Origin of the sequence: Roseomonas alba (genome assembly GCF_019430885.1) — a bacterium.
In the GTDB taxonomy this organism is placed as follows: Bacteria; Pseudomonadota; Alphaproteobacteria; order Acetobacterales; family Acetobacteraceae; genus Neoroseomonas; species Neoroseomonas alba.
Genome location: NZ_JAHYBZ010000006.1, coordinates 1 through 22,257, shown reverse-complemented (window position 1 = coordinate 22,257; position 22,257 = coordinate 1). Strand labels below are relative to the sequence as shown.

Here is a 22,257-nt window from a genome sequence, read left to right as displayed (position 1 = left end):
GCGAAGCGACGTCTTTTTTCTTCACTCTCTCGAATGTGGGCGCCCGGCCCCGGACGGGCGGAGTTGGCGGGGCTCTGCCTCATCTGCGCGAAGATGGAGTTCCCGTCGCGGCACTGCGGGGAGGGGCCTTGCCCCTCCCCATCTCCGTCCATGCCCTGCCTTCGCGCGCCTGGGCCTAAGTCCCTCCCGGCTCCATAGGTCAGGAAACCGGGCTGTCGGTATCAGCGCATGGGCCAGGAATACATCAGCCCGCCATTGGTCCAGAGCCGGTTCAGCCCGCGCTCCAGCCCAATCGGCGTGTTGGGGCCGAGGGTGCGCTCGAACAGCTCCCCGTAATTCCCGATGGCGCGGATCGCGTTGTAGGCCCAGGCCGGGTCGAGGTGCAGCGCATTGCCCAGCAGCGGATCGGCGCCCAGCAGGCGGCGGATCTCGGGGTTGGTGCTCGTGCGGCGCATCTCCTCGGCATTCTGGCTGGTCACGCCGAGTTCTTCCGCGTTGATCAGCGCGAAGACCGTCCAGCGCACCACGTCGAACCATTCGGGGTCGTCGCGCCGCACGACGGGACCATAAGGCTCCTTCGAGAAGCGCTGCGGCAGGATCACGAAGTCGTTCGGATTGGTGAACTGGCTGCGCAGCGCAGCGAGCTGCGTGGCATCCGTGCCGATCGCGTCGCACCGCCCGGCCTGGAGCGAGATCGCATTGTCCTGCATGCGTTCCTGTAGCACCGGGGTGAAGTGCAGATTGTTGGTGCGGAACCAGTCGGTCGTCACCAGCTCGTTCGTCGTGCCCGGGGAGAGGCAGATGGTCATGCCGTCCATCTCCTTCGGGTCCTGGATGTTGGCGTCGCGGCGCACCATGAAGCCGTGGCCATCATACAGGTTCGCGGCGGTCAGCCGCAGGCCGATGGATGTGTCGCGCGTCATCGACAGGGTGGTCTGGCGGATCAGCACGTCGATCTCGCCGGATTGCAGGGCGGTGAAGCGCTGCACCGCGGTGAGCGGCACGAAGCGCACCTTGCTGGGATCGCCCAGCACCGCCGCGGCCAGGCCGCGGCACAGATCGGCATCCATGCCCTGCCAGACGCCCTGGCTGTCGGGCAGGGAGAAGCCGGCGACACCGACATTCACGCCGCAGGCAAGGACGCCGCGGCTCTTCACGCCGTCGAGCGTGGCACCGGCCATTGCCGGCGCGCCATAGGCAAGGGCCAGTCCCGCGGCAGCCGCCGCGATCCATCGTGTGACATTCATGGTCGTTCCTCCATGGGCCGGCGAAGGGTCAGGTGCCGGCCTGATCAGCAGTTTAGTCCTGCCTCGGCCGCGCGCTATTCCGCGGCCAGGAAGCGGGTGAAGTCGGGCTTGCGCTTCTCCTGGAAGGCGGCGACGGCCTCGGCCGCCTCTGGCCCGCGCAGCAGGGCGCCGAAATGGGCGAACTCCTCGACCATGTGGGTGGTGAGGCGCGCTTCCTCCGCCTGGCGCAGCAGGCGCTTGGTGGTCTGCATTGCGGTCGGCGGCTTGGCGGCGAGCTTGCGCGCGACACCTTCCGCGACCGAGAACAGCTCTGCGATCGGCACCACCGCATTGGCGATGCCGGCGCGCACGGCGGTCTCGCCGTTGAAGGCGTCGCCCAGCATCAGCAATTCATTCGCCAGCAACTGCCCGGCGCGCTGCGGCACGACGAGCGACGAGCCGCCTTCCGGGCACAGGCCCAGATCGACGAAGGGCATGCGGAACACCGCGCTGTCCGCCGCATAGACGAAGTCGCAATGCAGCAGCAGCGTGGTGCCGATGCCGATGGCATAGCCCGCCACGGCGGCGACCACCGGCTTCGGGCAGGCGCGCAGCGCCGCGAGGAATTCCCGTGCCGGCGAGGGTACCTCCGCCTGCTGCTCGCCCCGTGCCTTGAAGTCCGACACGTCGTTGCCGGAGGTGAAGCAGGACGATCCGCCGGTGATCATCACCACGCGCACGGTGGGCGCGGTCGCGGCGTCACGCAGCGCCTCGGCCATGGTGGCGTACATGGCCCGGGTCAGGGCGTTCTTCTTCTCGGGACGGGCGATGCGGATGGTCCGCAGCCCATCATGGTCGGTCATTTCGATTTCGGTCATCGCTTCCTCCCTCGGCGCGGATCCGTGCCCGGCGCCGGCTATTCGAAGACAGTGTCCCGGATGGGTGGCCGGGTAGAACCAGGCGCCGGACCTTCCAGACGGTTTCTCAGACGATGATCGGCGGAATGGCGTCCGCGATCCAGCGGCCAATCGCGGCGGCGCGTTCGTCCTGGTGCGGCTGCGTCGTCACCGACAGGCCGAGCGGCATGCCGTCCACCGCCATCACCGGCACCGTGACCACCGGGCAGCCAAGGGCGGAACTCGCCGTATTCATGATCGGATTGCCCGTCGTGTGCACGATGCGGTTGGACGACCCGCCGGTATCGCCCGGCAGCGGCGCCGGGCCGCAGGCGGGCAGGCCGATGAAGCCGTCCACCTCGCCGGCCAGGGCGGCCTGGGCGAGGCGCATCTCCTCGCGCTGCAGCAGCCGCCCGCGATATTCCGGCAGGGTGATGGAACAGCCGAGCTCGAAGCGCGCCTTCAGGCTGTCCGACAGCGCATCGGGGTTCTTCGCCATCATGTTCGCGACCGACCAGGCGCTCTCATAGGCGCAGACGTCGCGGGCGAGTTCCATCGCGCCGAGGATACGCTGTTCCAGCGTCTCCAGCAGCGGGTGGTCGCCGCGGCGCAGGATGGTCACGCCCTGCCCGTTCAGGGCGTCGAGAGCCTTCTCAAAGGCCGCCTTGGCCGCCGGTTCGGCGAAGGCCCAGCCTTCCGTTTCCAGCACGGCGAGGCGGCGTGGTTTGAAGGCGGGCGGCAAGTCGTCGCCGGTCCAGTAGAGGCCCGGCGCGCCCGGGTCGCCGCCGACGCGCTTCACGATCTCGATGGCGACGGACCACATGTCCTCGGCGCTGCCGGCATGGATGCCGACGGTCGATTGGCTGTAGCCCTGGCGCTCGCCGCGGTTGATGCCGCCCTGTGTCGGCTTCAGCGCCCAGTTCGCGTTGAAGGAGGCAGGACGGATCACGCTGCCCAGCACTTGCGTGCCGACCGCCGCCGGCAGCATGCGCGCGCCGATCGCGGCCCCCGACCCAGAAGACGACCCGCCCGGCGTGCGCCGCAGGTCGAAGGGATTCCGCGTCGGCCCGGGATGCGACATGCCGAGCTCGGTCGTCACCATCTTGCCCAGCACCACGGCGCCCGCCGCGCGCAGCGCCTGAACCAGCGCGGAATCGCGGCCCGGGCTGTTCCCCTTGTAGAAGGCACTGCCCATTTCGGTGGGCATGTCGCGCGTCTCGATCAGGTCCTTGATGCCGATCGGCATGCCGTCGATCGCCGACAGCGCCCCGCCCGCCTTGTAGCGCGCGGTGGATGCATCGGCGGCCTCGCGCGCGCCGGCCTCGTTGCGATGCGCGAAGGCCATCACCTGCGGCTCGAGTTCCGCGATCGTCTCCAGGCAACGTTCGAGATAGGCGCGCGGCGTGTCGCTGCCGTCGCGGAAGCGTGGCACGGCGTCATGGAAGGTCAGCGGCTGGAAGGTGCCTGGCGCGTAGGATTGCGGGGCGGGCAGGGGCATGGGGGACTCTCCGTCGTGGCGCGCATGCTTGCCCGTGCCCGGCAGAGGGGCAAGATGGCGACAGGCGGAACGAGGAGGAACGGCATGACACGGCGCGTGATGATGGTGACAGGCGGGACGCGCGGTATCGGCGCGGCCACGGCGCGGCTCGCGGCGCAGCGCGGCTACGATCTGGTCCTGACCTATCGCAGCGCCGCCGCGCGCGCGGAGGAAACTGCCGCGGCCTGCGAGGCCGCCGGTGCGAAGGTCGTGCTGATGCAGGGCGATGCGGGAGACGAAAGCGACATCCTCGCCGCCTTCACCCGCTGCGACGAGGTCTTCGGCCGCATTGATGCGCTGGTGAACAATGCCGGCATCACCGGTCCGCGCAAGCGCCTCGCCGACGCGACCTTCGACGATTGGTCATCGGTCTTCATGCCGAACGTGATCGGCCTCGCGGTGCATTGCCGCGAGGCGGTGCGCCGCATGTCCACCGCCTTCGGCGGCAAGGGGGGTGCGATCGTGAACGTCTCCTCCCGCGCCTCGGAAATCGGCGGCGGCGGCGAATGGCTGCACTACGGCGCGAGCAAGGGCGCGGTGGACACGCTGACCGTCGGCCTGGCGCGCGAAGTCGGCGCCGAGGGCATCCGCGTCAACGCGGTGAACCCCGGGCTGATCGATACCGAGATCCACGCCGCCGCCGGTATGCCGGACCGCGTGGCGAAGATGTCGTCCGGCGTCCCGATGGGCCGCGGCGGCACGGCCGAGGAAGTGGCGGAGGCGATCCTGTTCCTCGCCTCCGATGCCGCATCCTACGTGAACGGCGCGCTACTGCCTGTGGGCGGCGGGCGCTGATCAGGCCGGCGCGAGCACGGGCTTGCGCGCGGCGCAGAACTCCTCGACTGCCGCAAGGAAGCGGTCGCATTCCGCATCCCCCACCGGCAGGCTGAGTGCGACCATCCCGCGTCGCGCGAGGTAGATGCCGGCCGCGAGCATGTCGAAGAAGAACAACTCGCGCATCTGCTCCTCCTCCACCGTCGCCTTGTAGGGGGCGGTGATGGGGCCGGCCCGGAAATGCGGGTTCAACATGGACCCGAGCCCGGTGAAGTGCATCGCGAGCCCATGCTTCTGCGCGATGGCGTTGCACGCCTCGCGCAGCGTCTCGCCGCGCTGGAACAGCGCCTCGGCCTCGGCCTCGCCGAAGATCTCGCCGAGCGCGACATTGCCCGCGGCCATGGACAGCACGTTGTTGTTGAAGGTGCCGGCATGCGGCATCGCGCCGGGCTTGTGGCCATCGAACACCGCCATGACCTCGGCGCGCCCGCCGAAGGCGCCAAAGGACATGCCGCCCGCCATGTATTTCCCGAAGGTCGTCATGTCCGGCATGATGCCGAGCCGCTTCTGCATGCCGCCATAGGAATGGCGGGAGGTCATCACCTCGTCGAAGATCAGCAGTGCGCCGGTCTCCGTCGTGGCATCACGCAGCGCCTGGAGGAACTCGCGCGTCGCGGGGATGCAGCCGCCCGACCCCTGCATCGGCTCGACGATCACCGCGGCGAGCGCGTCGCCCGCCTCACGAATCGCTGCCGCCGCGCCCGCCGGGTCGTTGTAGTCGGCGAAGCGCATGGGGATGGGCAGGTTCACCGGGGAAATCGGCGCGCCGAAGGGGAAGGTGAAGACCCCGCCGTGATAGCCGCCGCGGAAGGCCAGGATCTCGGTGCGCCCGGTGAAGCCGCGTGCGCCGGCCAGCGCCATGATGTTTGCCTCGGTGCCCGAATTGGTGAAGCGCACCTGGTCCACCGAGGGAAACCGCCCGCAGATCAGCGCGGCGAGCTTGCCCTCATTCTCCCCCACCGCGGCGAGGTTGAGGCCCTTTGCCATAGCGGCCGCGACGGCCGCGATGATGCGCTGTTCGGAATGACCGAAGAGGCCGGCGGTGTATTCGCCGCAGAGGTCGAGATATTCACGCCCATCCGCATCCCACAGGGTGCAGCCTTCGCCGCGCTGCATGGCGGTGGGGAAGGGGGTGTAGAACAGCACGGTGCGGGTATTGCCGCCGGGCATGACCTCGCGCGCCTGGGTGTGGATCTCGGCACTCTTCGGGCGGGCGGCGACATAGGCCTCGCGCGCTTCGATCAGCGCGGCTTCGAGGTCGCTGTTGCGCGCATCACGCGGGGCGTCGAGGGGGCTCATGGTCATAGTCTCCGGCTGGTCCGGGGGAGGCTCGCGCCAACTGCGGCGGGGGTCAACCGGAGAGGGGCGCCGCCCCTCTCCGGACCTTGCCCCGCCAGGGGCTTGGAGCCCCTGGACCGCAATCTGTTGGCGAGGGGCACCGCTGTTCAGCATCAGCCCCGCAGCCCGCTCTTGCGCACCGTGCGTGCTGCCAGGGGATGTGCGTGCCCTCGGCGCACGGTGCCAGGTCGAGGTTTCCAAAGGCCTTTCGGCCTTTGGTGGGGGAGGTTCGGAGGGGGCAAGGCCCCCTCTGATCACCCCACCGGCGCGGCGAGCGGCTTCAGCCGCGCGAGCCACAGCGCCATGGCCAGCGCGACGATCATGCAGGCGGCGATGGTTCCGACCACGCCGGACCATCCCCAGGCTTCCAGGGCCCATCCGCCGAGCGTGCCGATCACCGCGGACCCGCCATAGGTGCCGAAGACATAGAGCGAGGCGGCCTGCCCCTTCGCCTGCAAGGCACGCCGCCCGACCCAGGCGCTGGCGATCGCGTGCGCCCCGAAGAAGCCGAGCGTCAGCAGCGCAAGCCCCGCCACTGCCGCGAAGACAGTGGGGATCAGCGACACGGCCAGCCCGGTCAGCACGACAACCAGGTTCATCCAGAAGATGCGCGCCCGGCCCAGCCGGTCGGCCAGCGAACCGATGATGGTCGAGGCGATGATGCCGACCAGGAACACCGAATAGACCAGCCCTGCCGTGCCCGGCGACAGGCCGATCTCGGGCGCCATCAGCCGGTAGCCGATGTAGTTGTACATGCAGACGAAGCCGCCCATCAGCAGCGCGCCGGTCAGGAACAGCGCGCGCAACCCCTTCTCCCGCAGATGCACCACGAAGCCGCCCGCGAGATTGCCCAGGCGCAGCCGGCGCGGGGTGAAGTGGCGCGACGGCTTCAGCGCCAGCGCGAAGACCACCGCCATGACGAGGCCGAGCACGCCCATCGCGCCCACCGCCGCATGCCAGGGCATCACCTCGCTCAGCAGGCCGGCGCCGACGCGCGCCGCCATGCCGCCGAGGGCATTGCCGCTGATGTAGAGGCCCATCGACAGGCCGATGGCGCGCGGATGCACTTCCTCGGCGAGGTAGGCCATCGCCGCCGCCGGCAGGCCGGCAAGTGCTACGCCCTGCAGGGTGCGCAGCAGCAGGAAGATCTCCCAGTTCGGCGCCAGGGCCGACAGCACGGTCAGTCCCGCCGAGCCGAATACCGCCCCAACCATCAGCGGCTTGCGGCCGAAGCGTTCCGACAGCGACCCCGCGACCAGTGTGCCGATGGCGAGCGCGATGCAGGGCAGGGAGACAGCGAGCGAGGCGGTCGCCGCGCTGATCCCGAAATCGCGCGAGAAGATGGGCAGCAGCGGCTGGGCGAAGTAGAGCAGCGTGAAGGTCGCGATCCCCGCGCAGAACAGCGCGATGCTGGTGCGGACAAAGTCGGCCGATCCCCGCTCGATGAAGGGTGTCTCCGCGGCGGCGGAGGCGGGAATGGCGGAACCGGCGACAGTGCTGCTCATGGAGCGGGTGATCCTGATTTGTGCTGAACGCTGCTCCCTTGGGCAGTTTCCGCGGTCGCATCCGCCGCGTGATGCAAAATAGGTCAGCATTCATGACGCTGTCATTCATGCTGCGGCGCAAAAAAATTCGGTGACACCGAATAATCAGCGTAATGTCCCGGCCATGGAGCTCCGTCTTCTCCGCGCCTTCATCGCCGTCGCCGAAACCCTGCATTTCGCCCGCGCGGCCGAGAGCCTCGGCATCTCGCCGCCCTCCCTGACCGAGCAGATCCAGGAACTGGAACGCCGGCTCGGGGCGCGGCTCTTCGTGCGGTCGAAGCGGTCGGTGGCGTTGAGCGACGCCGGAAAGCTGTTCCTCGAGGAACTGCGCCCGGCGCTCGATCAGCTCGACCGCGCGGAACGCGTCGCGAAACTCGCCGGGCGCGGTGCGCGCGGCATCATCGAAATCGGCTTCGCCGGATCCGCCGCGCTGTCTGGCGTGCTCGCCCAGGCCGTCGCCGCCTGGCGGCGCGAGCACAAGGATGTCGAACTCCACCTCCACGAGATGGAATCCGCCCCGCAGATCGAGGCCCTGGCGGAGGGCCGCCTCGATATCGGCTTCGTCCGCGCGCCGGTCGTCACCCCGCCCGGCATCGTCACGGCCCGGCTGCGGCGCGAGCCGGTCTTCATCGCCCTGCCGCCCGACCATCCGCTGATCGAGGAGGACAGCATCGCCGCCGCATCCCTGGCCGGCGAGCCCTTCGTCATCCCGGACCAGGAGGCCGGCACCAGCTTCCACCACCACACCATGGCTGTCGCGCAGCGCGGCGGCTTCGCGCCGCGTCTCGCCCATCGCGGCCGCGACCTGATCGCGGTGGCGACGATGGTCGCCCTTGGCCTCGGCGTGGCGGTGGTGCCGGAAAGCCTGACCCGGACGCTCGCCCTGCCGGGTGTGACCTATCGCCCGCTGCGCGGCGCGCCGATCCTCGCCGACATCGTCGCCGCCTTCCGCCGCGGGGAGGGCGCGCCGGCAACCCGCGAACTGATCCGCCGCATCCGTCATCTGGCAGGCGAGGACTCATGAAGGGGCTTCGCGCCGCACCGCAGCGCGCCTAGGCTCCCGTCATGGCAACCGTCTACGGCATGGCGCCGTCCGGCAATTGCTGGAAGGTCGCGCAGATCCTGCGCCTCACCGGCCAGCCCTTCACCTGGGTCGAGGTGGACACCAATGGCGGCGAGACGCGCCGCCCCGACTTCCTCCGCCGCAATCCCTTCGGCAAGGTTCCGGTCCTGGAACTCGACGACGGCACCGTGCTGGTGGAATCCAACGCCATCCTGGCCCACGTCGCCGAAGGCACGCCCTGGCTGCCCCCGCCGGGCCTGCCACGCACCCGTGTCTTCGAATGGCTGTTCTTCGAACAGTACAGCCACGAACCCAACATCGCCGTGGCTCGCAACATCCGCGCCTATCTCGGCACGGCGGCGGAGAACGCCGATCGGCTGGCGCGCTGCGACGAAGGCGGGGCGAAGGCGCTGGATGCGATGGAACACCGGCTCGCGACGCATGACTGGCTGACGGATGCCGGGCCGACCATCGCGGACCTGGCGCTGTTCGCCTACACGCATGTGGCGGATGAAGGGGGGTTCGACCTCGCGCGCTGGCCGGGAGTGAAAGCCTGGGTCGCACGGGTCGCGGCACTGCCGGGGATCGTTTGCCTGCCGAGGCGCGCGTGAATGGCGGTCGGACGCGGAGAGGGGCTTTGCCCCTCCCCGGACCCCACCCCACCAAAGGCCACAGGGCCTTTGGAAACCGATACCTGGCGCCGGGCGTGGCGGTCGGGCGCAGTGCCGAGACGCGCGTTGGTGCGGGATGCGTGTTGCGGGGGCGCGGTGGGCGGCTGTCGCCCGTGATCATGTTCTGCGGACCCGAAGGGCGAGGTCCCTTGGATCGCTTTCCCTTGGCGCTTGGCGCATCTGTCGCAAAGGATGGCCATGACGTCCTGCCGCGCACCGCGAATGCCATGAACGCTTTGGCGCACCGGCGGCGCCCAGCACCAGGTCGAGGTTTCCAAAGGCCTTTCGGCCTTTGGTGGGGTGAGGTTTGGAGAGGGGCAAAGCCCCTCTCCAATGTACCGGAGCACCCCGCCCCATGACGGACGCCATCGTCATCGGCGGCGGCCTGGTCGGTGCGGCGATCGCGCTCGGCCTGCGTGACCAGGGCCTCGACACCGTGCTGCTGGATGAGGGCGACATCGCCTTCCGGGCGTCGCGCGGCAATTTCGGCCTGGTCTGGGTGCAGTCGAAGGGCCTCGGTGCGCCGTGGTATCAGCGATGGACGCGCGGCTCGGCATCGGAGTGGCCGGCGCTCGCCGACGATCTCGCCACGCGGACGGGCATCGACACGGCCTTGCAGCAGCCGGGCGGGATCAGCCTGTGCCTGTCCGAGGCCGAGTTCGAGGATCGCGCCCGCCGGATGGCGCAGATGCGCGAGGAGGCCGGCAATTTCGGCTTCGACTACCGCATGATGCGCCCGGATGAGCTGCGCGAGATCCTGCCGGGGCTCGGTCCCTCGGTGGTGGGTGGGTCCTTCACGCCCTATGACGGGCATGCGGGTCCGCTGCCGCTCCTGCGGGCACTGCACAAGGCCTTCACCGATGCAGGCGGTCGCTATGTGCCCAACGCCAAGGTCACCGGCGCGACCGCGGCGCCGAACGATTTCCGCGTGGAGACGGCGGCCGGGACCTTCGCCGCGCCGAAGGTCGTGCTGGCGGCGGGGCTCGGCAATGCGGAGCTCGCGCCGCAATTCGGGTTGAACGCGCCGGTGCGGCCGCAGAAGGGGCAGGTGCTGGTGACGGAACGCGCGCAGACCATCCTGCCGATGCCCATGACCAGCATCCGCCAGACCGCGGAGGGCAGCCTGCTGCTCGGCGAGAGCAATGAGGAAGTCGGTTTCGACCTCTCCCAGGCCCCGCCGGTCATGGCGAAGATCGCGGTGCGCGCGGTGAAGGCATTTCCCTGGATCGGCGAGCTCAGCATCGTGCGCGCCTGGTCGGCGCTGCGCGTCATGGCGCCGGACGGGCTGCCGATCTACGACCAGTCCGAACGCTTTCCGGGTGCCTTCACGGCGAACTGCCATTCGGGTGTCACGCTCGCCGGCGCACATGCGCGGGTGCTGGCGCCGATGATCGCGCGCGGGGCGCTCGATCCTGTCCTCGACCCTTTTACGGCGAAGCGCTTCGATGTTCAGAACGCGGCCTGACATCCGTCCGGCGACTGTCGAGGTCCTCGTCGAGGGCAATCTGGTGCTGGTGCCGGAAGGCGCGACCGCCGCGGCGGCCGTGCTGCTGTCCGGCCTGCCGTCCATCCGCGAGACGCCGGTCACCGGCAGCCCGCGCCTGCCGCTCTGCCTGATGGGCGTGTGCTTCGACTGCCTGGCCGAGATCGACGGCGTGCCGAACCGCCAAGCCTGCATGGTGACGGTCGCGCCGGGCATGCGCATCGCGCGCCAGCACGGCGCGCGGGCGGCGCGGCCGTGATGCGGGCGGGGTCAGCCCAGCGGGCGGAAGCGCCGCGACGCCAGCACCGCCAGCACGATGAACACCACCAGCAGCGCGCCCTGCGCGATCGCGAAGGGCGGTTCGGACTGCGTCGGCGCCAGGGCGTTCACCGCCGGCACCTTCAGGAAGGTCTGCACCACCGCCACGAAGGCATCGAGATAGGTCGCGAGTACCACGCAGAGCACATAGGTCACGCGCCACTTGCCCGCGAAGCCATAGGCGTAGCGCCCGAGCATCGCAGCGGCGAGCGCGATCAGCGACACCACGCCGAAGATATGCGAGGGCAGGATCCGGTCCACCGGGAACAGGAAGCCGGTCGCGCTGGTGATCACCGCGGTCGCGATGAACAGGGCGCTCAGCCCCGGCATGGCGGCGTTGCCCACCATGCCGAACACCACGATGACACCGGCCACCAGGGCGATGAGGCTGACGACCGTATGGAACCCGACGAGCGTCGTGACGTCGAAGATCATGGTGGCATGTATCCCGGTGGCGTAACGGCAGCCTGCCCGCGCGCCCGGCGTCAGACAATGCTCTTCGGTGTGAAGACTGATGTTTGACCTTGCCATCATCGGTGTCGGCCCGGCCGGCATGGCCGCGGCCGTCGAGGCGTGCGCGCTGGGCCTGTCGGTCCTGGTCGCGGACGAGAATGCCGCCCCCGGCGGCCAGGTCTTCCGCGCCGCCGAGGCAGCCGCCTCCGATCCGGCGGTGGCACCCGACATCGCGCCGGGTCTGCCGCTGATCGCCGCCTTCCGGGCGAGCGGCGCGGACTACCGTCCGGCGACGACGCTCTGGCACTGCGACCCGGAGGAGGGCGTGCTGAGCCTGTCCGCCGCCGACGGCGCGGATGCCGTGACCGCGCGGCGCATCCTGTTGGCGACCGGTGCGCAGGAACGACCTGTTCCGATCCCGGGCTGGACGCTGCCCGGGGTCATGGGCGCGGGGGCGGCGCAGATCCTGTTGAAGTCGGCTGGCATCGTGCCGGCGGGTCCGCTGGTGCTGGCGGGGCAGGGACCGCTGATCTGGCTGCTCGCCGTGCAGCTCGCCCGTGCCGGCGCGCCGCCGCTGGTGTTGGAAACGCGGCGCGGCAGCCCGCTGGCCGCGGCAATGCAGGCCGGCTTCGACCTGTGGCGCGGGCGGGCGATGCTGGCCAAGGGCCTCGCACTGATCGCCGAGGCACGGCGCCTTGGTGTGAAGGTCGTCACCGGCGTTCGTGGCTTGCGTGCGGAAGGCGGCACGCAGGTCGAGCGCGTGTCCTGGGACGGCGGTTCCGCCCCCTGCGACACGCTGCTGGTGCATGAAGGCGTGATCCCGGCGACCCAGATCTCGCGCGCCCTCGGCCTCGACCATGCCTGGGATGCGCCGCAGCGCTGCTGGCGGCCGGTGGTGGATGCCTTCGGGGCGTCGTCGCTGGATCGCGTGGCGGTGGCCGGCGACGGCGCCGGGATCGGCGGATGGCAGGTGGCCGAGGCCTCCGGCCGCCTGGCCGCGCTGGATGCCGCGCGGCGTCTCGGCCGCCTGTCGGAGGACGCCTTCGGCGCCCGCGTGTCGGGATGGCTCGGTCAACGCGCGCAGGCACTGGCGCTGCGGCCCTTCCTCGATGCCCTCTATGCCCCGGCGCCGGACCTGTTGACGCCGCCCGACGACACCATCGCCTGCCGGTGCGAGGAGGTGACGGCCGGGGCCGTGCGCGCCGCCGCGCGGATGGGTGCGACGGGCCCGAATCAGCTCAAGGCCTATCTCCGCTGCGGCATGGGGCCGTGCCAGGGGCGCATCTGCGCCCCGGTGACAACCGCCCTGATCGCCGAGGCCCGCGGTGTCGCGCCGGAAGACGTGCCGCCCCTGCGCCCACGCGCGCCCTACAAGCCGATCAGTGTCGGGATGCTCGCTGCGACTGCGGAATCGATGCAACAGGGGCGCGAATAACGCACCGCAAGCGCATCGGATCATTGGCTTTCATGACATCGGGGGCTACCTGTCGATCATGCGCGCCCTCATCGTCCTGCCGCTGCTGGCGGCCACCGCCTTCGCCCTGCCGTCCCAGCCGGCCTATGCCCGCGGCACCGATGCCGCCGCCATGGTCGGACAGAATGCCTCGGAGCAGGCCGTCCAGCGCCTGGCCGCGCGCCTCGCGCGGCTCGACGAGGATGGCCTGGACCCCCGCTTCTACGGCGTCCCGGCGCCGGAACTCGCCACCGCCGACCCGGCGCGCTATCGCGCCGAAACAATGCGGGCGGCCGAGCTCGCCCTGTCCGACCTGCTGCTCGGCCGCGTTGCCGCCCTGCGCGGGCGGGTGGATCTGCGGCGCGACGCGGCGTCGGTGAACTACCCGGCCTGGGTCGCGGAACTCGGCTCGGCCTCCGATCCGGTCCAGGTGATCGACCGCGCCGCCGACCTGCCACCCGATGCCCGCGCGCTCAAGGCCGAACTCGCCCGCTACCGCGCCGCGGCCGCCGCCGGCGGCTGGCCGCGCATCACCGCCGACACGCGCCGCACGCTCGAACCCGGCAGCACCGATGCCGAGCGCGTGCCGCAGCTCCGCGCGCGCCTCGCCGCCACGGATGCGGCGGTGACCGACCTCGCCAGCCCGGTCTATGACACCGCGCTGGTCGAGGCGGCGAAGCGCTTCCAGGCCGATCAGGGGCTCGAGGCCGATGGCCGCGTCGGTTCCATCACCTGGACGGCACTGAACATTCCGATCGAGGCGAAGGTCAACCAGCTCCGCGTCGCGCTCGACATGCGCCGCGCCCAGGGGCCGCGCCCGACCGAACGCCGCATCGAGGTGAACATCCCCTTCTACCGGCTGCACCTGCTGGAAGGGGACCGTGTGCTGCTCGACATGGCGGTCATCGTCGGGCGGCGCGACCGGCAGACGCCGATGCTCAACGTCCGCATGACGACGGTGCAGTTCAATCCGCAATGGGGCGTGCCGGAGCGCAACGCGCGCGAGGACCTGCTTCCGCGGTTCCAGCGCAATCCGGCGGCCATGCAGGCCGGCGGCTTCCGCCTCTACCAGCGCATCGAGGGCGAAACTGTCGAGGTCGATCCCTCCACCGTCGATTTCAGTGCCTACAATCGGAACAACTTCCCCTACTACATCCGGCAGGATGCGGGGGATCGCAACGCGCTCGGCCGCATCAAGTTCGTGATGCCGAATGGCGACGACATCTACATGCACGATACGCCGGACCGGCACCTGTTCACCCGCGGGGCGCGGGCCTTCTCCTCGGGCTGCATCCGGCTCGAACGTCCCATGGAGTTGCTTTCCGCGACACTCTCGGGCACGTCGTGGGACAGGACGCAGGTCGACCGCGTCCTCGCCAGCCGTGCCACCCGCAGCGCGCCCCTCGCGCGCAGCATCCCGGTGCGGCTGCACTACAGCACCGTGATTGTGGATGGAGGCCGAGTGACCATGCGCCCTGACATCTATGGCCTGGATGCCGAATACGCCCGTGCCCTGGACCGTGCGACCGGCCAGCGCGTCGCTTCCGCGGAAGGGGGGGCGACACGCGGAACCGGGTCGCGCTGACCATGGCGCGGCTGTTCCATCGATTCGATTGCCCCTGCTGCGACCCTGTGGTGGCGCGGCGGCGGGAGGTGATCCGCGCCGGCCTCGGAGGTCTGCTCGGGCTGGCCGCCATGCCGGTTGCAGCCCAGGCGCAGGCGGTGGCCGCCGGCGGCGCCCGCGTCGTGCGCATCCATAGGGTGCAGACCGGCGATTCCTTCGAGGGCATCTACTGGCGCGACGGTCGCTATGATCGCGAGGCGCTGCGCAAGCTGGACGTGGTGCTGCGCGATCCGTCGCTCGACGAGACGACGCCCATGGACCCGCGTCTGTTTGACGTGCTGTTCACCGTCGCCCAGCGCCTCGGCGCCGGGGACGAGGCTTATGAGGTGATCAGCGGCTATCGCGCGCCGGAGACCAATGCGGCCCGCGCCCGCCAGTCGCGGCGGGTGTCGCGCGTCTCGCTGCACATGTCGGGGATGGCCGCGGATGTGCGGCTGCCCGGGCAGCAGGCGATGGGCATCGCGCGCATCGCGGCGAATATGCAGATCGGGGGCGTCGGGCTGTATCGCCGCGACGGCTTCGTGCATCTGGATTGCGGGCCGGCCCGGCGCTGGTGACGTGCGGGACCCGGGACGGGTGCCGCCGTTCCGGGGCTCGACCTCGGCGAAGGCCCGGGGCCAAGCTTCGGTCCGATGCGTGGTGTTCCAGTCGGATCGACACCGAATCATCGGACCGGTCGCGCGGTCTGTCCGTCGCCGTGATCCGGCCTCCCCGGGGATGACGCGTCCATCTGATGGACCGAGGCAGGCAATGTTCCCCTTTGCCGGCCGGCTTTCCCTGAAACGCCATCATCCGGTCATCTTGCCGCCGATGACGCCATCCCGGGCGCGCCCGATCATGCACGCCGTCTTGAAACGGATTCCCGCATGCTGACCGACCCCGCCTTCGCTTCGCCCGGCCGCTTCTGGAAGGGCAATATCCATACCCATTCCGATCTCTCGGACGGGATGCGGACCCCGGAAGCGGTCTGCGCGACCTATCGGGAGGCAGGGTACGACTTCCTCGCCCTGACCGACCATTTCATGGCGAAGTACGGCTATCCGATCGTGGATACCCGTCCCTTCCGCACGGAAGGCTTCACCACGATCCTGGGCGCGGAACTCCATGCACCGGCCACCGCCCTGGGGGAGACTTGGCACATCCTGGCGGTGGGGTTGCCGCTCGATTTCGCGCCGCTGGCGGATGGCGAGGGCGGGGCGGCCCTCGCTGCCCGCGCTCTGCAGGCGGGGGCCTTCGTCGCCATTCCCCATCCCTGCTGGTATGGGCTGACAGTCGACGACGCCGCGGCGATCCCGGACGCCCATGCGGTCGAGATCTACAACCACACTGCCCAGCTCCGCACCGAGCGTGGGGATAGCGTGCAATACGCCGATGCGCTGCTGGCTGGTGGGCGGCGGATCGGACTGATCGCGGTGGATGATGCCCATTTCGCCTGCCCTGACGCCTTCGGCGGCTGGCTGATGGTGAAGGCCGTGGCGAACGAGCCCGAGGCGCTGCTCGCCGCGCTGAAAGCGGGCGCCTATTACGCGACGCAGGGCCCGACCATTCACGACATCGCCTGGGGCGAGGACAGCGTCACGGTGACCTGCTCGCCGGCGGCCTCGGTCATGGTGCTCGGGCGCGGGTCGCGCGCGACGCAATGCGTGGAGCCGGGCACGACGCGGGCCAGCCTGCCGCTGGAAAAGCTCCGTCCCGGCGGCTTTGCGCGCATTGTGGTGGCTGACGCGTTGGGGCGGCGGGCCTGGTCGAACCCGGTGTTCTTTCAGGGCTGAAAGGGCGATTGTAGGGGCTCCGCCCCATGCGCGCGAAGACTGTGACGATGGCGGATCGGGGAAGCGCTCTGCCCTCCCCCGAACCCCCACCCGCCAAAGGCCGAAAGGCCTTTGGAAATCTCGACTTGGCTCCGGGCGCGCCGGTCGGAATGGCGCCGAGACCCACTTCTGTGCCCGAAACGCGCTGGGAGGGAGGCAGCATGTCTGGCGCGCCCAGTGCCAACAGATGGCGTTCCAGGTGCTCCAATCCCTTGCTGCGCCTGATCTTCGCGCGATTGGGGCAGAGCCCCGCCCGATTCCCCCGCCGAGGCCTCAGATCTCGTCAGGAAAGACCATCAGGTGCTCCGCCGGGAGGCTGGCCGCCAATGTTGCGCCCGGCTGCGCCTCGAGCGAGGCCAGCACCTCCGGTGTCACCGTGGCGAGCAGGCGCAGCGGCCGTGCCTCCAGCGCGATGCGGCAGATCGGGCCGAGGAATTCCACGCCCGTGACCATCGCCGGCAGCGATCCGGCCGGCGCCGCGTCCCGCTTGTGCAGGCGCAGATGCTCCGGGCGCAGGAAGCAGAGCACGCGCGTGCCGAACAGCAGCGGGCGGGCCGCCTCGGCCATCAGGCGGTGCGGGCCGGCCTGCAGCATGCCCGGCGGGGAGTCGACCACGGCCTCGATGCGGCTGGCGCGGCCGACGAAGCCGGCGACGAAAGGATCGGCCGGGCTGTCGTAGATCTCGGCCGGGGTGCCGACCTGGGCGATGCGCCCGCGGCTCATCACCACCACGCGGTCGGAGATGCCGAGCGCTTCCTCCTGATCATGCGTCACCAGGAGTGTGGTGACGCCGAGGCGTTGCTGGAGGGATCGGATCTCCTGCCGCAGATGATCCCGCACCAGCGGGTCGATGGCGGAAAGCGGCTCGTCCAGCAGCAGCAGGCCGGGCTCGCGCGCGAGGGCCCGGGCCAGCGCCACGCGCTGCTGCTGGCCGCCGGACAGCGCGCCGGGATGCTTGGCCGCCTGGTCGGCCAGGCCGACGAGGGCGAGGAGCTCGGCGGTGCGTTCCCGCGCGCGGACCTTGGGCCAAGCCGGTCCGCGCAGCCCATAGGAGACGTTCTGCGCGACGGTCAGGTTGGGAAACAGCGCATAGGACTGGAAGACGATGCCGATGTCCCGCGCGGCCGGCGGCAGCTCGGTCACGTCGCGTCCGGCCATCAGGATGCGGCCGCTGCTCGGCGGGTCGAGCCCGGCGATGGCGCGCAGCAGCGTCGTCTTGCCGCAGCCCGAGGGGCCGAGCAGCGTGACGAGCTCGCCCGCCTGCACGGCAAGGTTGATGCGATGCAGCGCGACGAAGCTGCCGAACTGCTTGCCGATATCGCGCAGTTCCAGATGCGGCGCCGGCGGCGGGCCGTAGCCGCTGTACCGCTCGGGCAGCATGGTGTCGGGGGCCGAGGCGGGCATGATGCTGCCTGTAGCCCCGCGATCGTGATGATGATGTGACGGAACGACGTCAGTTCAGAGTCATGACGCGGCCTTGATCTAGAGCATCTTTCGACCGAACGGCACCGGCCCGCACCCCCACCGGCCACCCGGCGGCAGTGTCCTGGATGGCTGGCCGGGTGGTGGTGGCCGGTGCCGTTCGGGCGTGAGCGAAAAATGCTCTAAGGCGCCGAAAGCACGCCCGCACAGGCCGCGGGCATCACCGGCGCAGGCCCGGGCCGCCGTGGCGGCGGGCGCCGGGCCTCCGGTGTGAACCACCAGTCGAGCGTCGCGTCGCAGCCATCCCCGGCCGGTGGCGGCGCAATGCCCCGGCATTCCGACTGGCCGGCCGGGCAGGGCAGGCGGATATGCATGTGCGAATCGTGACCGCGCCAGGGACGCACGCGGCGCAGCCAGGCCTCGCCGCCATGCCGGCGGCACAATTCGCGCTTGATCGCCGGGTTCACCAGTAGCCGGTCGAGCCCCGGCATTTCCGCCGCCAGCCGGATCAGCGCCGCATGCCGGTCGGTGAAGCGCGCCGGGTCGACGCCTGAACCGTCGGGCAGCACCAGCGAGACCTCGGGGATGCGTTCCCGCTGCGCCGCCGGCACGAAGGGCTTGGGGTTCAGGTCGAGCCAGATGTCGGCGTCGATCCCGGCCTGGTGGCTGGCATGGCCGAAGGTCATGGGCCCGCCGCGCGGCTGGGATAGGTCGCCGATCCACAGATCCGGGAAGCCGCGGGCATGCGCGCGTCCGGCGAAGGCCTCTACCCAGGCGACCATGGCCGGGTGGCCCCAATGACGATTGCGGGAGACGCGGACCGACTGCCAGCCCGGCCCCTCATCGGGCAGTTCGACGGCGCCGGCGATGCAGCCAAGTCCCGTGCTGCCGATGATGCGGACCGGCCCCGGCGCGGCCGTCGCCACCGCGCCCCAGGATTCCGCGCGCGAGATGCCTTGTGCCGCCGCGACGACGGGTGCGAGCAGCGCGACCAGCGCGCCGAGAACTGCCTTGCCCATGCCCGATTGCTAAAGCACATCTGACCCGGACGGAAACGCCCCGTTCGATGACTATGCCTGCCGGAGGATTGTCTTGTCCCGATACCTGGTGACCGGCGGTGCCGGCTTCGTCGGCAGCCATGCCGTGCTCGCCCTGCTCGACCGCGGGGATGAGGTGGTGGTGCTCGACAATCTCTCCCAGGGCCATCGCGCAGCCGTGCCTGCCGGCGTTACGCTGGTCGAGGCCGAACTCGCGGACACGAAGCGCCTCGCCGAGGTCTTCGCCTCCTGGCGCTTCGATGCCGTGCTGCATTTCGCCGCGCTGTCGCTGGTCGGCGCATCGATGCGTGAGCCGCTGCACTACATCGCCGAGAATGTCGGGCATTCGCTGCGCCTGGCCGAGGCGGCCATCAAGGCCGGCTGCCTGCGCTTCGTGCTGTCCTCCACCGCCGCGCTGTTCGGCGAACCCGAACGCGTGCCGATCGACGAGGCGTGCCGCGTCGCGCCGTCCAACCCCTACGGCGACAGCAAGCGCATGGTCGAGGAAGGGCTGGACTGGGCCGCGCGCATCCATGGGCTGCGCTATGCCGCGCTGCGCTACTTCAATGCCGCCGGGTCGGACCCACAGGGACGCGCCGGAGAGGACCATGACCCCGAGACGCATCTCGTGCCGCTCGCCATCGACGCGGCGCTCGGCCGGCGGCCGGCATTGACGGTGTTCGGTGACGACTACGCGACGCCTGACGGCACCTGCATCCGCGACTACGTGCATGTGACCGATCTCGCGACGGCGCATCTCGCGGCGCTGACGCGGCTCGAGACGCATGGGTCCTGCCGCTACAATATCGGCAGCGGCAACGGGGCCTCGGTGAAGGAGGTCATCGCCGCGGTCGAGCGCGTGGGCGGGCGACCGGTGCCGCATAGCATCGGGCCGCGCCGGGCGGGCGATCCGGCGGTGCTGGTGGCGGCGTCCGACCGGCTGCGGGCGGAGACCGGATGGGAGCCGAAGCTCGGCAGCCTGGACGATATCGTGCGCACCGCCTGGGCGTGGCGGGAAGCGCACCCCAAGGGATATGACGATCGGTGAGGGCCTGGAGGGGCGAGGCCCCTCCGTATTCCACGGGCCTCGGTCCCTGACGAAGGATCCCCGCCGTCCGCGGGGCCCCTCAATCCGTCGCGAGCACCTTCACATAGGCGCCCGGCGCGTCCTCGATCGCCGGCAGGCCGCCGTCGCCAGGGATGCGGGCGGGCACCGTCGCCTTGTCCAGCCCCGACACCCAACGATGCCAGTCCGGCCACCAGGACCCGGCGAGTTCCGTCGCGCCCTTGAACCAGGCTTCGGGATCGGCCGGCATCTCGTCGCCGACCCAGTGGCTGTACTTGCCGGCATCGGGCGGGTTGGCCACGCCCGCGATATGGCCCGAGGCGGCAAGCACGAAGCGCACCGGCCCCTTGTAGATCTGCGTCGCCCGATAGGTCGATTTCCACGGTGCGATATGGTCCTCGCGCGTGGACAGGATGTAGGTCGGAAGCTTGATCTTGCGCAGGTCCAGCTTCACGCCGTCGAGTTCGATCTCGCCCGGCTTCACCAGGTCGTTCTGCTGGTACATCCGGCGCAGGTAGAAGCTGTGCATCTTCGCCGGCATCCGGGTGGAATCGTCGTTCCAGTAGAGCAGGTCGAAGGGGAAGGGCTCCTGGCCCATCAGGTAGTTGTTGACCACGAAGGACCAGATGAGGTCGTTCGCGCGCAGCATGTTGAAGGTCGTCGCCATCTCGCGGCCTTCGAGGTAGCCGACCTTGTTCATCTTCTCCTCGAGCGAGGAGAGCTGTTCCTCGTCGATGAAGACGCCGAGCTCGCCGGCCTCCTCGAAATCGACCATGGTCGTGAAGAAGGTCGCGGACTTCACGCGGCTGTCGCGCTTCGATGCCATATGCGCGAGCGTCGAGGCGAGCAGGGTGCCGCCCAGGCAATAGCCGATGACGTTGGCCCCCTTCTCGCCGGTCGCCTTCTCGATGGCGTCGAGCGCGGCGTAGGGGCCTTCGCGCATGTAGTCCTCGAAGCCCTTCTCGGCGAGCTTCTCGTCTGGGTTCACCCAGGAGATGACGAAGACGGTGTGGCCCTGCGCCACTGCCCAGCGAATGAAGCTGTTCTTCGGCCGCAGGTCGAGGATGTAGAACTTGTTGATCCAGGGCGGAATGATCAGCAGTGGCCGCTTCAGCACCTGCTCCGTGGTCGGCGCATACTGGATGAGCTGCATCAGGTCGTTCTGATAGACGACCTTGCCCGGGGTGACGGCGATGTTGTCGCCCACCTTGAACTTGGTGTCGTCGGTCATGCGGATGCGCAGCTTGCCGCGCCCGCGTTCGAGGTCCGACAGCAGGTTCGACAGGCCGCGCAGCAGGTTCTCGCCGCCCGATTCGGCGGTGCGGCGCAGCACCTCGGGGTTGGTCATCAGGAAGTTCGTGGGGCTCATCGCATCCACGAATTGCCGCGTGTAGAAATCGACCTTCTGCGCGGTATGGGGTTCGAGGCCCTCGGCCCCCTCGACCACGCAACGGAAATAGCGGGCGGAGAGCAGGTAGGATTGGCGGATGAAGTCGAAGACCTCGTGTTCGCGCCAGGCGTCGTCCTTGAAGCGGCGGTCCTTGTCGTCCTCGGCGATCACCGGCTTGGGCTCGTCGCCCAGCATGCGCCGCGCCGTGTTCTGCCAGAGGGTGAGATAATCGTGCCAGAAGCCAAGCTGCGCCTGGACCAGCCGCGACGGGTTGGCCATCAGCCGCGTGGTCATTTCAAGGAACGCATGGCCGATCTTCAGCGGGTCCGGATCGGTGGGCGTACCCGCCTGGCGCTTCAGGAAGTCCGAGACGATGCGCTGCCCGCGCTCCGCCACGTCGGCCATGGTGCGGCTGACCACTGCCGGGTCCGGCAGGCGGAACGACGTACCATTCGGATTTTCTTTTTCGGCCATCAGGCTTTCCGGTGCGAGGACTGGCGACCCGGCCTTCGCGTGCCGCCCGATTCGGGGTACCGCTGGGCCGCAATGGCGACAGAAGCGGCATGACCGGTCGGAAGGACCGCGGGGCAAGACCCCGTCACGGTAGGGGCCGGGCAGCGGCCAATCAAGCGCGGCGCCTCGGCATGGCCGGCGCGCTGGTGGCGCTTGCCGGCTGCACGGGTGGGCAGGGGCCCGAACAGATCGGCCCATTATGGAGCCATCTCTGGGGTCCGGCCTTCGAAGGCCGGGACGCGCCGCCGCATGCCGACGCGGAATTTCCCAATCTCGGCACGATTCCGCCGCGGCCGACCGTGCCCGACATCGCGGTGCGGGACGCCCTGACGGCCGCCTTGGCCGAGGAACGCCAGCGCAGCCGCAATCCCCTCGATGCCGAGATGCGGCCTGTCGAGCCGCGCTCCGCGGGCACCGAGGGCGACCGCAGCATGCCCATGCGCGCGCCTACGCCGCCCGCCCTGGCCCGTGCGCCGCGAATCACCTGGGATCCGGTCGATCCGGTGGCGCCGGCCGCACAGCCCGCGCCGCGGCCGGCCGCGCCGCCCGCCAGGCCGGCCCCCGCGCCCGCGGCGCAG

Annotated in this window: 20 protein-coding genes; 11 read left to right on the top strand and 9 right to left on the bottom strand. The window is 70.0% G+C overall.

What is annotated here, in order from left to right; translation table 11 throughout:
* Positions 1–221: 221 nt before the first annotated feature.
* The 3 genes from KPL78_RS16950 to KPL78_RS16940 all read right to left on the bottom strand — a co-directional run bounded on the left by KPL78_RS16950 (position 222) and on the right by KPL78_RS16940 (position 3,620).
* Complete coding sequence (locus KPL78_RS16950; protein ID WP_219764172.1) at positions 222–1,247, bottom strand: amino acid ABC transporter substrate-binding protein; 1,026 nt, start codon at positions 1,245–1,247, stop codon at positions 222–224.
* A gap of 74 nt (positions 1,248–1,321) precedes the next feature.
* Positions 1,322–2,104, bottom strand: a complete 783-nt coding sequence (locus tag KPL78_RS16945; RefSeq protein WP_219764171.1) for an enoyl-CoA hydratase — start codon at positions 2,102–2,104, stop codon at positions 1,322–1,324.
* A gap of 106 nt (positions 2,105–2,210) precedes the next feature.
* Positions 2,211–3,620, bottom strand: a complete 1,410-nt coding sequence (locus tag KPL78_RS16940) for an amidase (RefSeq protein ID WP_219764170.1) — start codon at positions 3,618–3,620, stop codon at positions 2,211–2,213.
* Positions 3,621–3,704: 84 nt separating this feature from the next.
* On the opposite strand from KPL78_RS16940, the gene KPL78_RS16935 reads away from it, so the two are divergent.
* Entirely contained in the window at positions 3,705–4,454 is a 750-nt protein-coding gene (locus tag KPL78_RS16935) for an SDR family oxidoreductase (RefSeq protein ID WP_219764169.1), read from the top strand.
* On the opposite strand, the gene KPL78_RS16930 is transcribed toward KPL78_RS16935, so the two are convergent.
* Together KPL78_RS16930 and KPL78_RS16925 are read right to left on the bottom strand one after the other, a co-directional pair.
* The gene (locus KPL78_RS16930) at positions 4,455–5,792 is read right to left on the bottom strand and encodes an aspartate aminotransferase family protein (protein WP_255569135.1); all 1,338 of its coding nucleotides are present in this window, start codon (positions 5,790–5,792) and stop codon (positions 4,455–4,457) included.
* A gap of 293 nt (positions 5,793–6,085) precedes the next feature.
* On the bottom strand, positions 6,086–7,336 hold the full coding sequence (locus KPL78_RS16925; RefSeq protein ID WP_219764167.1) for an MFS transporter: 1,251 nt from the start codon (positions 7,334–7,336) through the stop codon (positions 6,086–6,088).
* 163 nt (positions 7,337–7,499) lie between these two features.
* Between KPL78_RS16925 and KPL78_RS16920 the strand changes: the two genes are divergently transcribed.
* The 4 genes from KPL78_RS16920 to KPL78_RS16905 all read left to right on the top strand — a co-directional run bounded on the left by KPL78_RS16920 (position 7,500) and on the right by KPL78_RS16905 (position 10,851).
* On the top strand, positions 7,500–8,399 hold the full coding sequence (locus KPL78_RS16920) for a LysR substrate-binding domain-containing protein (RefSeq protein ID WP_219764166.1): 900 nt from the start codon (positions 7,500–7,502) through the stop codon (positions 8,397–8,399).
* Between the two features lie 41 nt (positions 8,400–8,440).
* The gene (locus KPL78_RS16915; protein ID WP_255569134.1) at positions 8,441–9,049 is read left to right on the top strand and encodes a glutathione S-transferase family protein; all 609 of its coding nucleotides are present in this window, start codon (positions 8,441–8,443) and stop codon (positions 9,047–9,049) included.
* Between the two features lie 415 nt (positions 9,050–9,464).
* Positions 9,465–10,574: an NAD(P)/FAD-dependent oxidoreductase gene (locus KPL78_RS16910; RefSeq protein WP_219764165.1), complete on the top strand. Its 1,110-nt coding sequence runs from the start codon at positions 9,465–9,467 to the stop codon at positions 10,572–10,574.
* The gene (locus KPL78_RS16905; protein ID WP_219764164.1) at positions 10,555–10,851 is read left to right on the top strand and encodes a (2Fe-2S)-binding protein; all 297 of its coding nucleotides are present in this window, start codon (positions 10,555–10,557) and stop codon (positions 10,849–10,851) included. The genes KPL78_RS16910 and KPL78_RS16905 overlap by 20 nt, the downstream gene beginning before the upstream one ends.
* 11 nt (positions 10,852–10,862) lie before the next feature.
* On the opposite strand, the gene KPL78_RS16900 is transcribed toward KPL78_RS16905, so the two are convergent.
* Positions 10,863–11,345, bottom strand: coding sequence for a hypothetical protein (locus tag KPL78_RS16900; protein ID WP_219764163.1), 483 nt, complete (start codon positions 11,343–11,345; stop codon positions 10,863–10,865).
* Positions 11,346–11,424: 79 nt separating this feature from the next.
* On the opposite strand from KPL78_RS16900, the gene KPL78_RS16895 reads away from it, so the two are divergent.
* The 4 genes from KPL78_RS16895 (at position 11,425) to KPL78_RS16880 (ending at position 16,212) form a co-directional block, all read left to right on the top strand.
* A complete protein-coding gene (locus tag KPL78_RS16895; protein WP_219764162.1) occupies positions 11,425–12,798 on the top strand; it encodes an NAD(P)/FAD-dependent oxidoreductase in 1,374 nt (457 codons plus the stop codon).
* A gap of 58 nt (positions 12,799–12,856) precedes the next feature.
* On the top strand, positions 12,857–14,401 hold the full coding sequence (locus tag KPL78_RS16890; protein ID WP_255569133.1) for a L,D-transpeptidase family protein: 1,545 nt from the start codon (positions 12,857–12,859) through the stop codon (positions 14,399–14,401).
* Between the two features lie 2 nt (positions 14,402–14,403).
* The gene (locus KPL78_RS16885; protein WP_219764161.1) at positions 14,404–14,997 is read left to right on the top strand and encodes a peptidoglycan L,D-endopeptidase MepK; all 594 of its coding nucleotides are present in this window, start codon (positions 14,404–14,406) and stop codon (positions 14,995–14,997) included.
* A gap of 309 nt (positions 14,998–15,306) precedes the next feature.
* Complete coding sequence (locus KPL78_RS16880; RefSeq protein WP_219764160.1) at positions 15,307–16,212, top strand: PHP domain-containing protein; 906 nt, start codon at positions 15,307–15,309, stop codon at positions 16,210–16,212.
* A 312-nt stretch (positions 16,213–16,524) separates the two neighbouring features.
* On the opposite strand, the gene KPL78_RS16875 is transcribed toward KPL78_RS16880, so the two are convergent.
* On the bottom strand, positions 16,525–17,655 hold the full coding sequence (locus tag KPL78_RS16875) for an ABC transporter ATP-binding protein (protein ID WP_255569131.1): 1,131 nt from the start codon (positions 17,653–17,655) through the stop codon (positions 16,525–16,527).
* 200 nt (positions 17,656–17,855) lie between these two features.
* Entirely contained in the window at positions 17,856–18,692 is an 837-nt protein-coding gene (gene mepA / locus KPL78_RS16870; RefSeq protein ID WP_219764159.1) for a penicillin-insensitive murein endopeptidase, read from the bottom strand.
* 73 nt (positions 18,693–18,765) lie between these two features.
* Here mepA and galE point away from each other — a divergent pair, with 73 nt between their 5' ends.
* Entirely contained in the window at positions 18,766–19,758 is a 993-nt protein-coding gene (galE, locus tag KPL78_RS16865; RefSeq protein ID WP_219764158.1) for a UDP-glucose 4-epimerase GalE, read from the top strand.
* Between the two features lie 79 nt (positions 19,759–19,837).
* Here galE and KPL78_RS16860 read toward each other — a convergent pair whose 3' ends face one another.
* A complete protein-coding gene (locus tag KPL78_RS16860) occupies positions 19,838–21,640 on the bottom strand; it encodes a PHA/PHB synthase family protein (RefSeq protein WP_219764157.1) in 1,803 nt (600 codons plus the stop codon).
* Positions 21,641–21,810: 170 nt separating this feature from the next.
* On the opposite strand from KPL78_RS16860, the gene KPL78_RS16855 reads away from it, so the two are divergent.
* Positions 21,811–22,257: hypothetical protein (locus KPL78_RS16855; RefSeq protein WP_408904487.1), on the top strand; the 447-nt coding region annotated here is incomplete at its 3' end.

Coding starts and splice junctions, on each gene's coding strand:
- KPL78_RS16950 (WP_219764172.1), bottom strand. CDS start 1,247: ATGAATGTCACACGATGGATCGCGGCGGCTGCCGCGGGACTGGCCCTT.
- KPL78_RS16945 (WP_219764171.1), bottom strand. CDS start 2,104: ATGACCGAAATCGAAATGACCGACCATGATGGGCTGCGGACCATCCGC.
- KPL78_RS16940 (WP_219764170.1), bottom strand. CDS start 3,620: ATGCCCCTGCCCGCCCCGCAATCCTACGCGCCAGGCACCTTCCAGCCG.
- KPL78_RS16935 (WP_219764169.1), top strand. CDS start 3,705: ATGACACGGCGCGTGATGATGGTGACAGGCGGGACGCGCGGTATCGGC.
- KPL78_RS16930 (WP_255569135.1), bottom strand. CDS start 5,792: ATGAGCCCCCTCGACGCCCCGCGTGATGCGCGCAACAGCGACCTCGAA.
- KPL78_RS16925 (WP_219764167.1), bottom strand. CDS start 7,336: ATGAGCAGCACTGTCGCCGGTTCCGCCATTCCCGCCTCCGCCGCCGCG.
- KPL78_RS16920 (WP_219764166.1), top strand. CDS start 7,500: ATGGAGCTCCGTCTTCTCCGCGCCTTCATCGCCGTCGCCGAAACCCTG.
- KPL78_RS16915 (WP_255569134.1), top strand. CDS start 8,441: ATGGCAACCGTCTACGGCATGGCGCCGTCCGGCAATTGCTGGAAGGTC.
- KPL78_RS16910 (WP_219764165.1), top strand. CDS start 9,465: ATGACGGACGCCATCGTCATCGGCGGCGGCCTGGTCGGTGCGGCGATC.
- KPL78_RS16905 (WP_219764164.1), top strand. CDS start 10,555: ATGTTCAGAACGCGGCCTGACATCCGTCCGGCGACTGTCGAGGTCCTC.
- KPL78_RS16900 (WP_219764163.1), bottom strand. CDS start 11,345: ATGATCTTCGACGTCACGACGCTCGTCGGGTTCCATACGGTCGTCAGC.
- KPL78_RS16895 (WP_219764162.1), top strand. CDS start 11,425: ATGTTTGACCTTGCCATCATCGGTGTCGGCCCGGCCGGCATGGCCGCG.
- KPL78_RS16890 (WP_255569133.1), top strand. CDS start 12,857: ATGCGCGCCCTCATCGTCCTGCCGCTGCTGGCGGCCACCGCCTTCGCC.
- KPL78_RS16885 (WP_219764161.1), top strand. CDS start 14,404: ATGGCGCGGCTGTTCCATCGATTCGATTGCCCCTGCTGCGACCCTGTG.
- KPL78_RS16880 (WP_219764160.1), top strand. CDS start 15,307: ATGCTGACCGACCCCGCCTTCGCTTCGCCCGGCCGCTTCTGGAAGGGC.
- KPL78_RS16875 (WP_255569131.1), bottom strand. CDS start 17,655: ATGCCCGCCTCGGCCCCCGACACCATGCTGCCCGAGCGGTACAGCGGC.
- mepA (WP_219764159.1), bottom strand. CDS start 18,692: ATGGGCAAGGCAGTTCTCGGCGCGCTGGTCGCGCTGCTCGCACCCGTC.
- KPL78_RS16860 (WP_219764157.1), bottom strand. CDS start 21,640: ATGGCCGAAAAAGAAAATCCGAATGGTACGTCGTTCCGCCTGCCGGAC.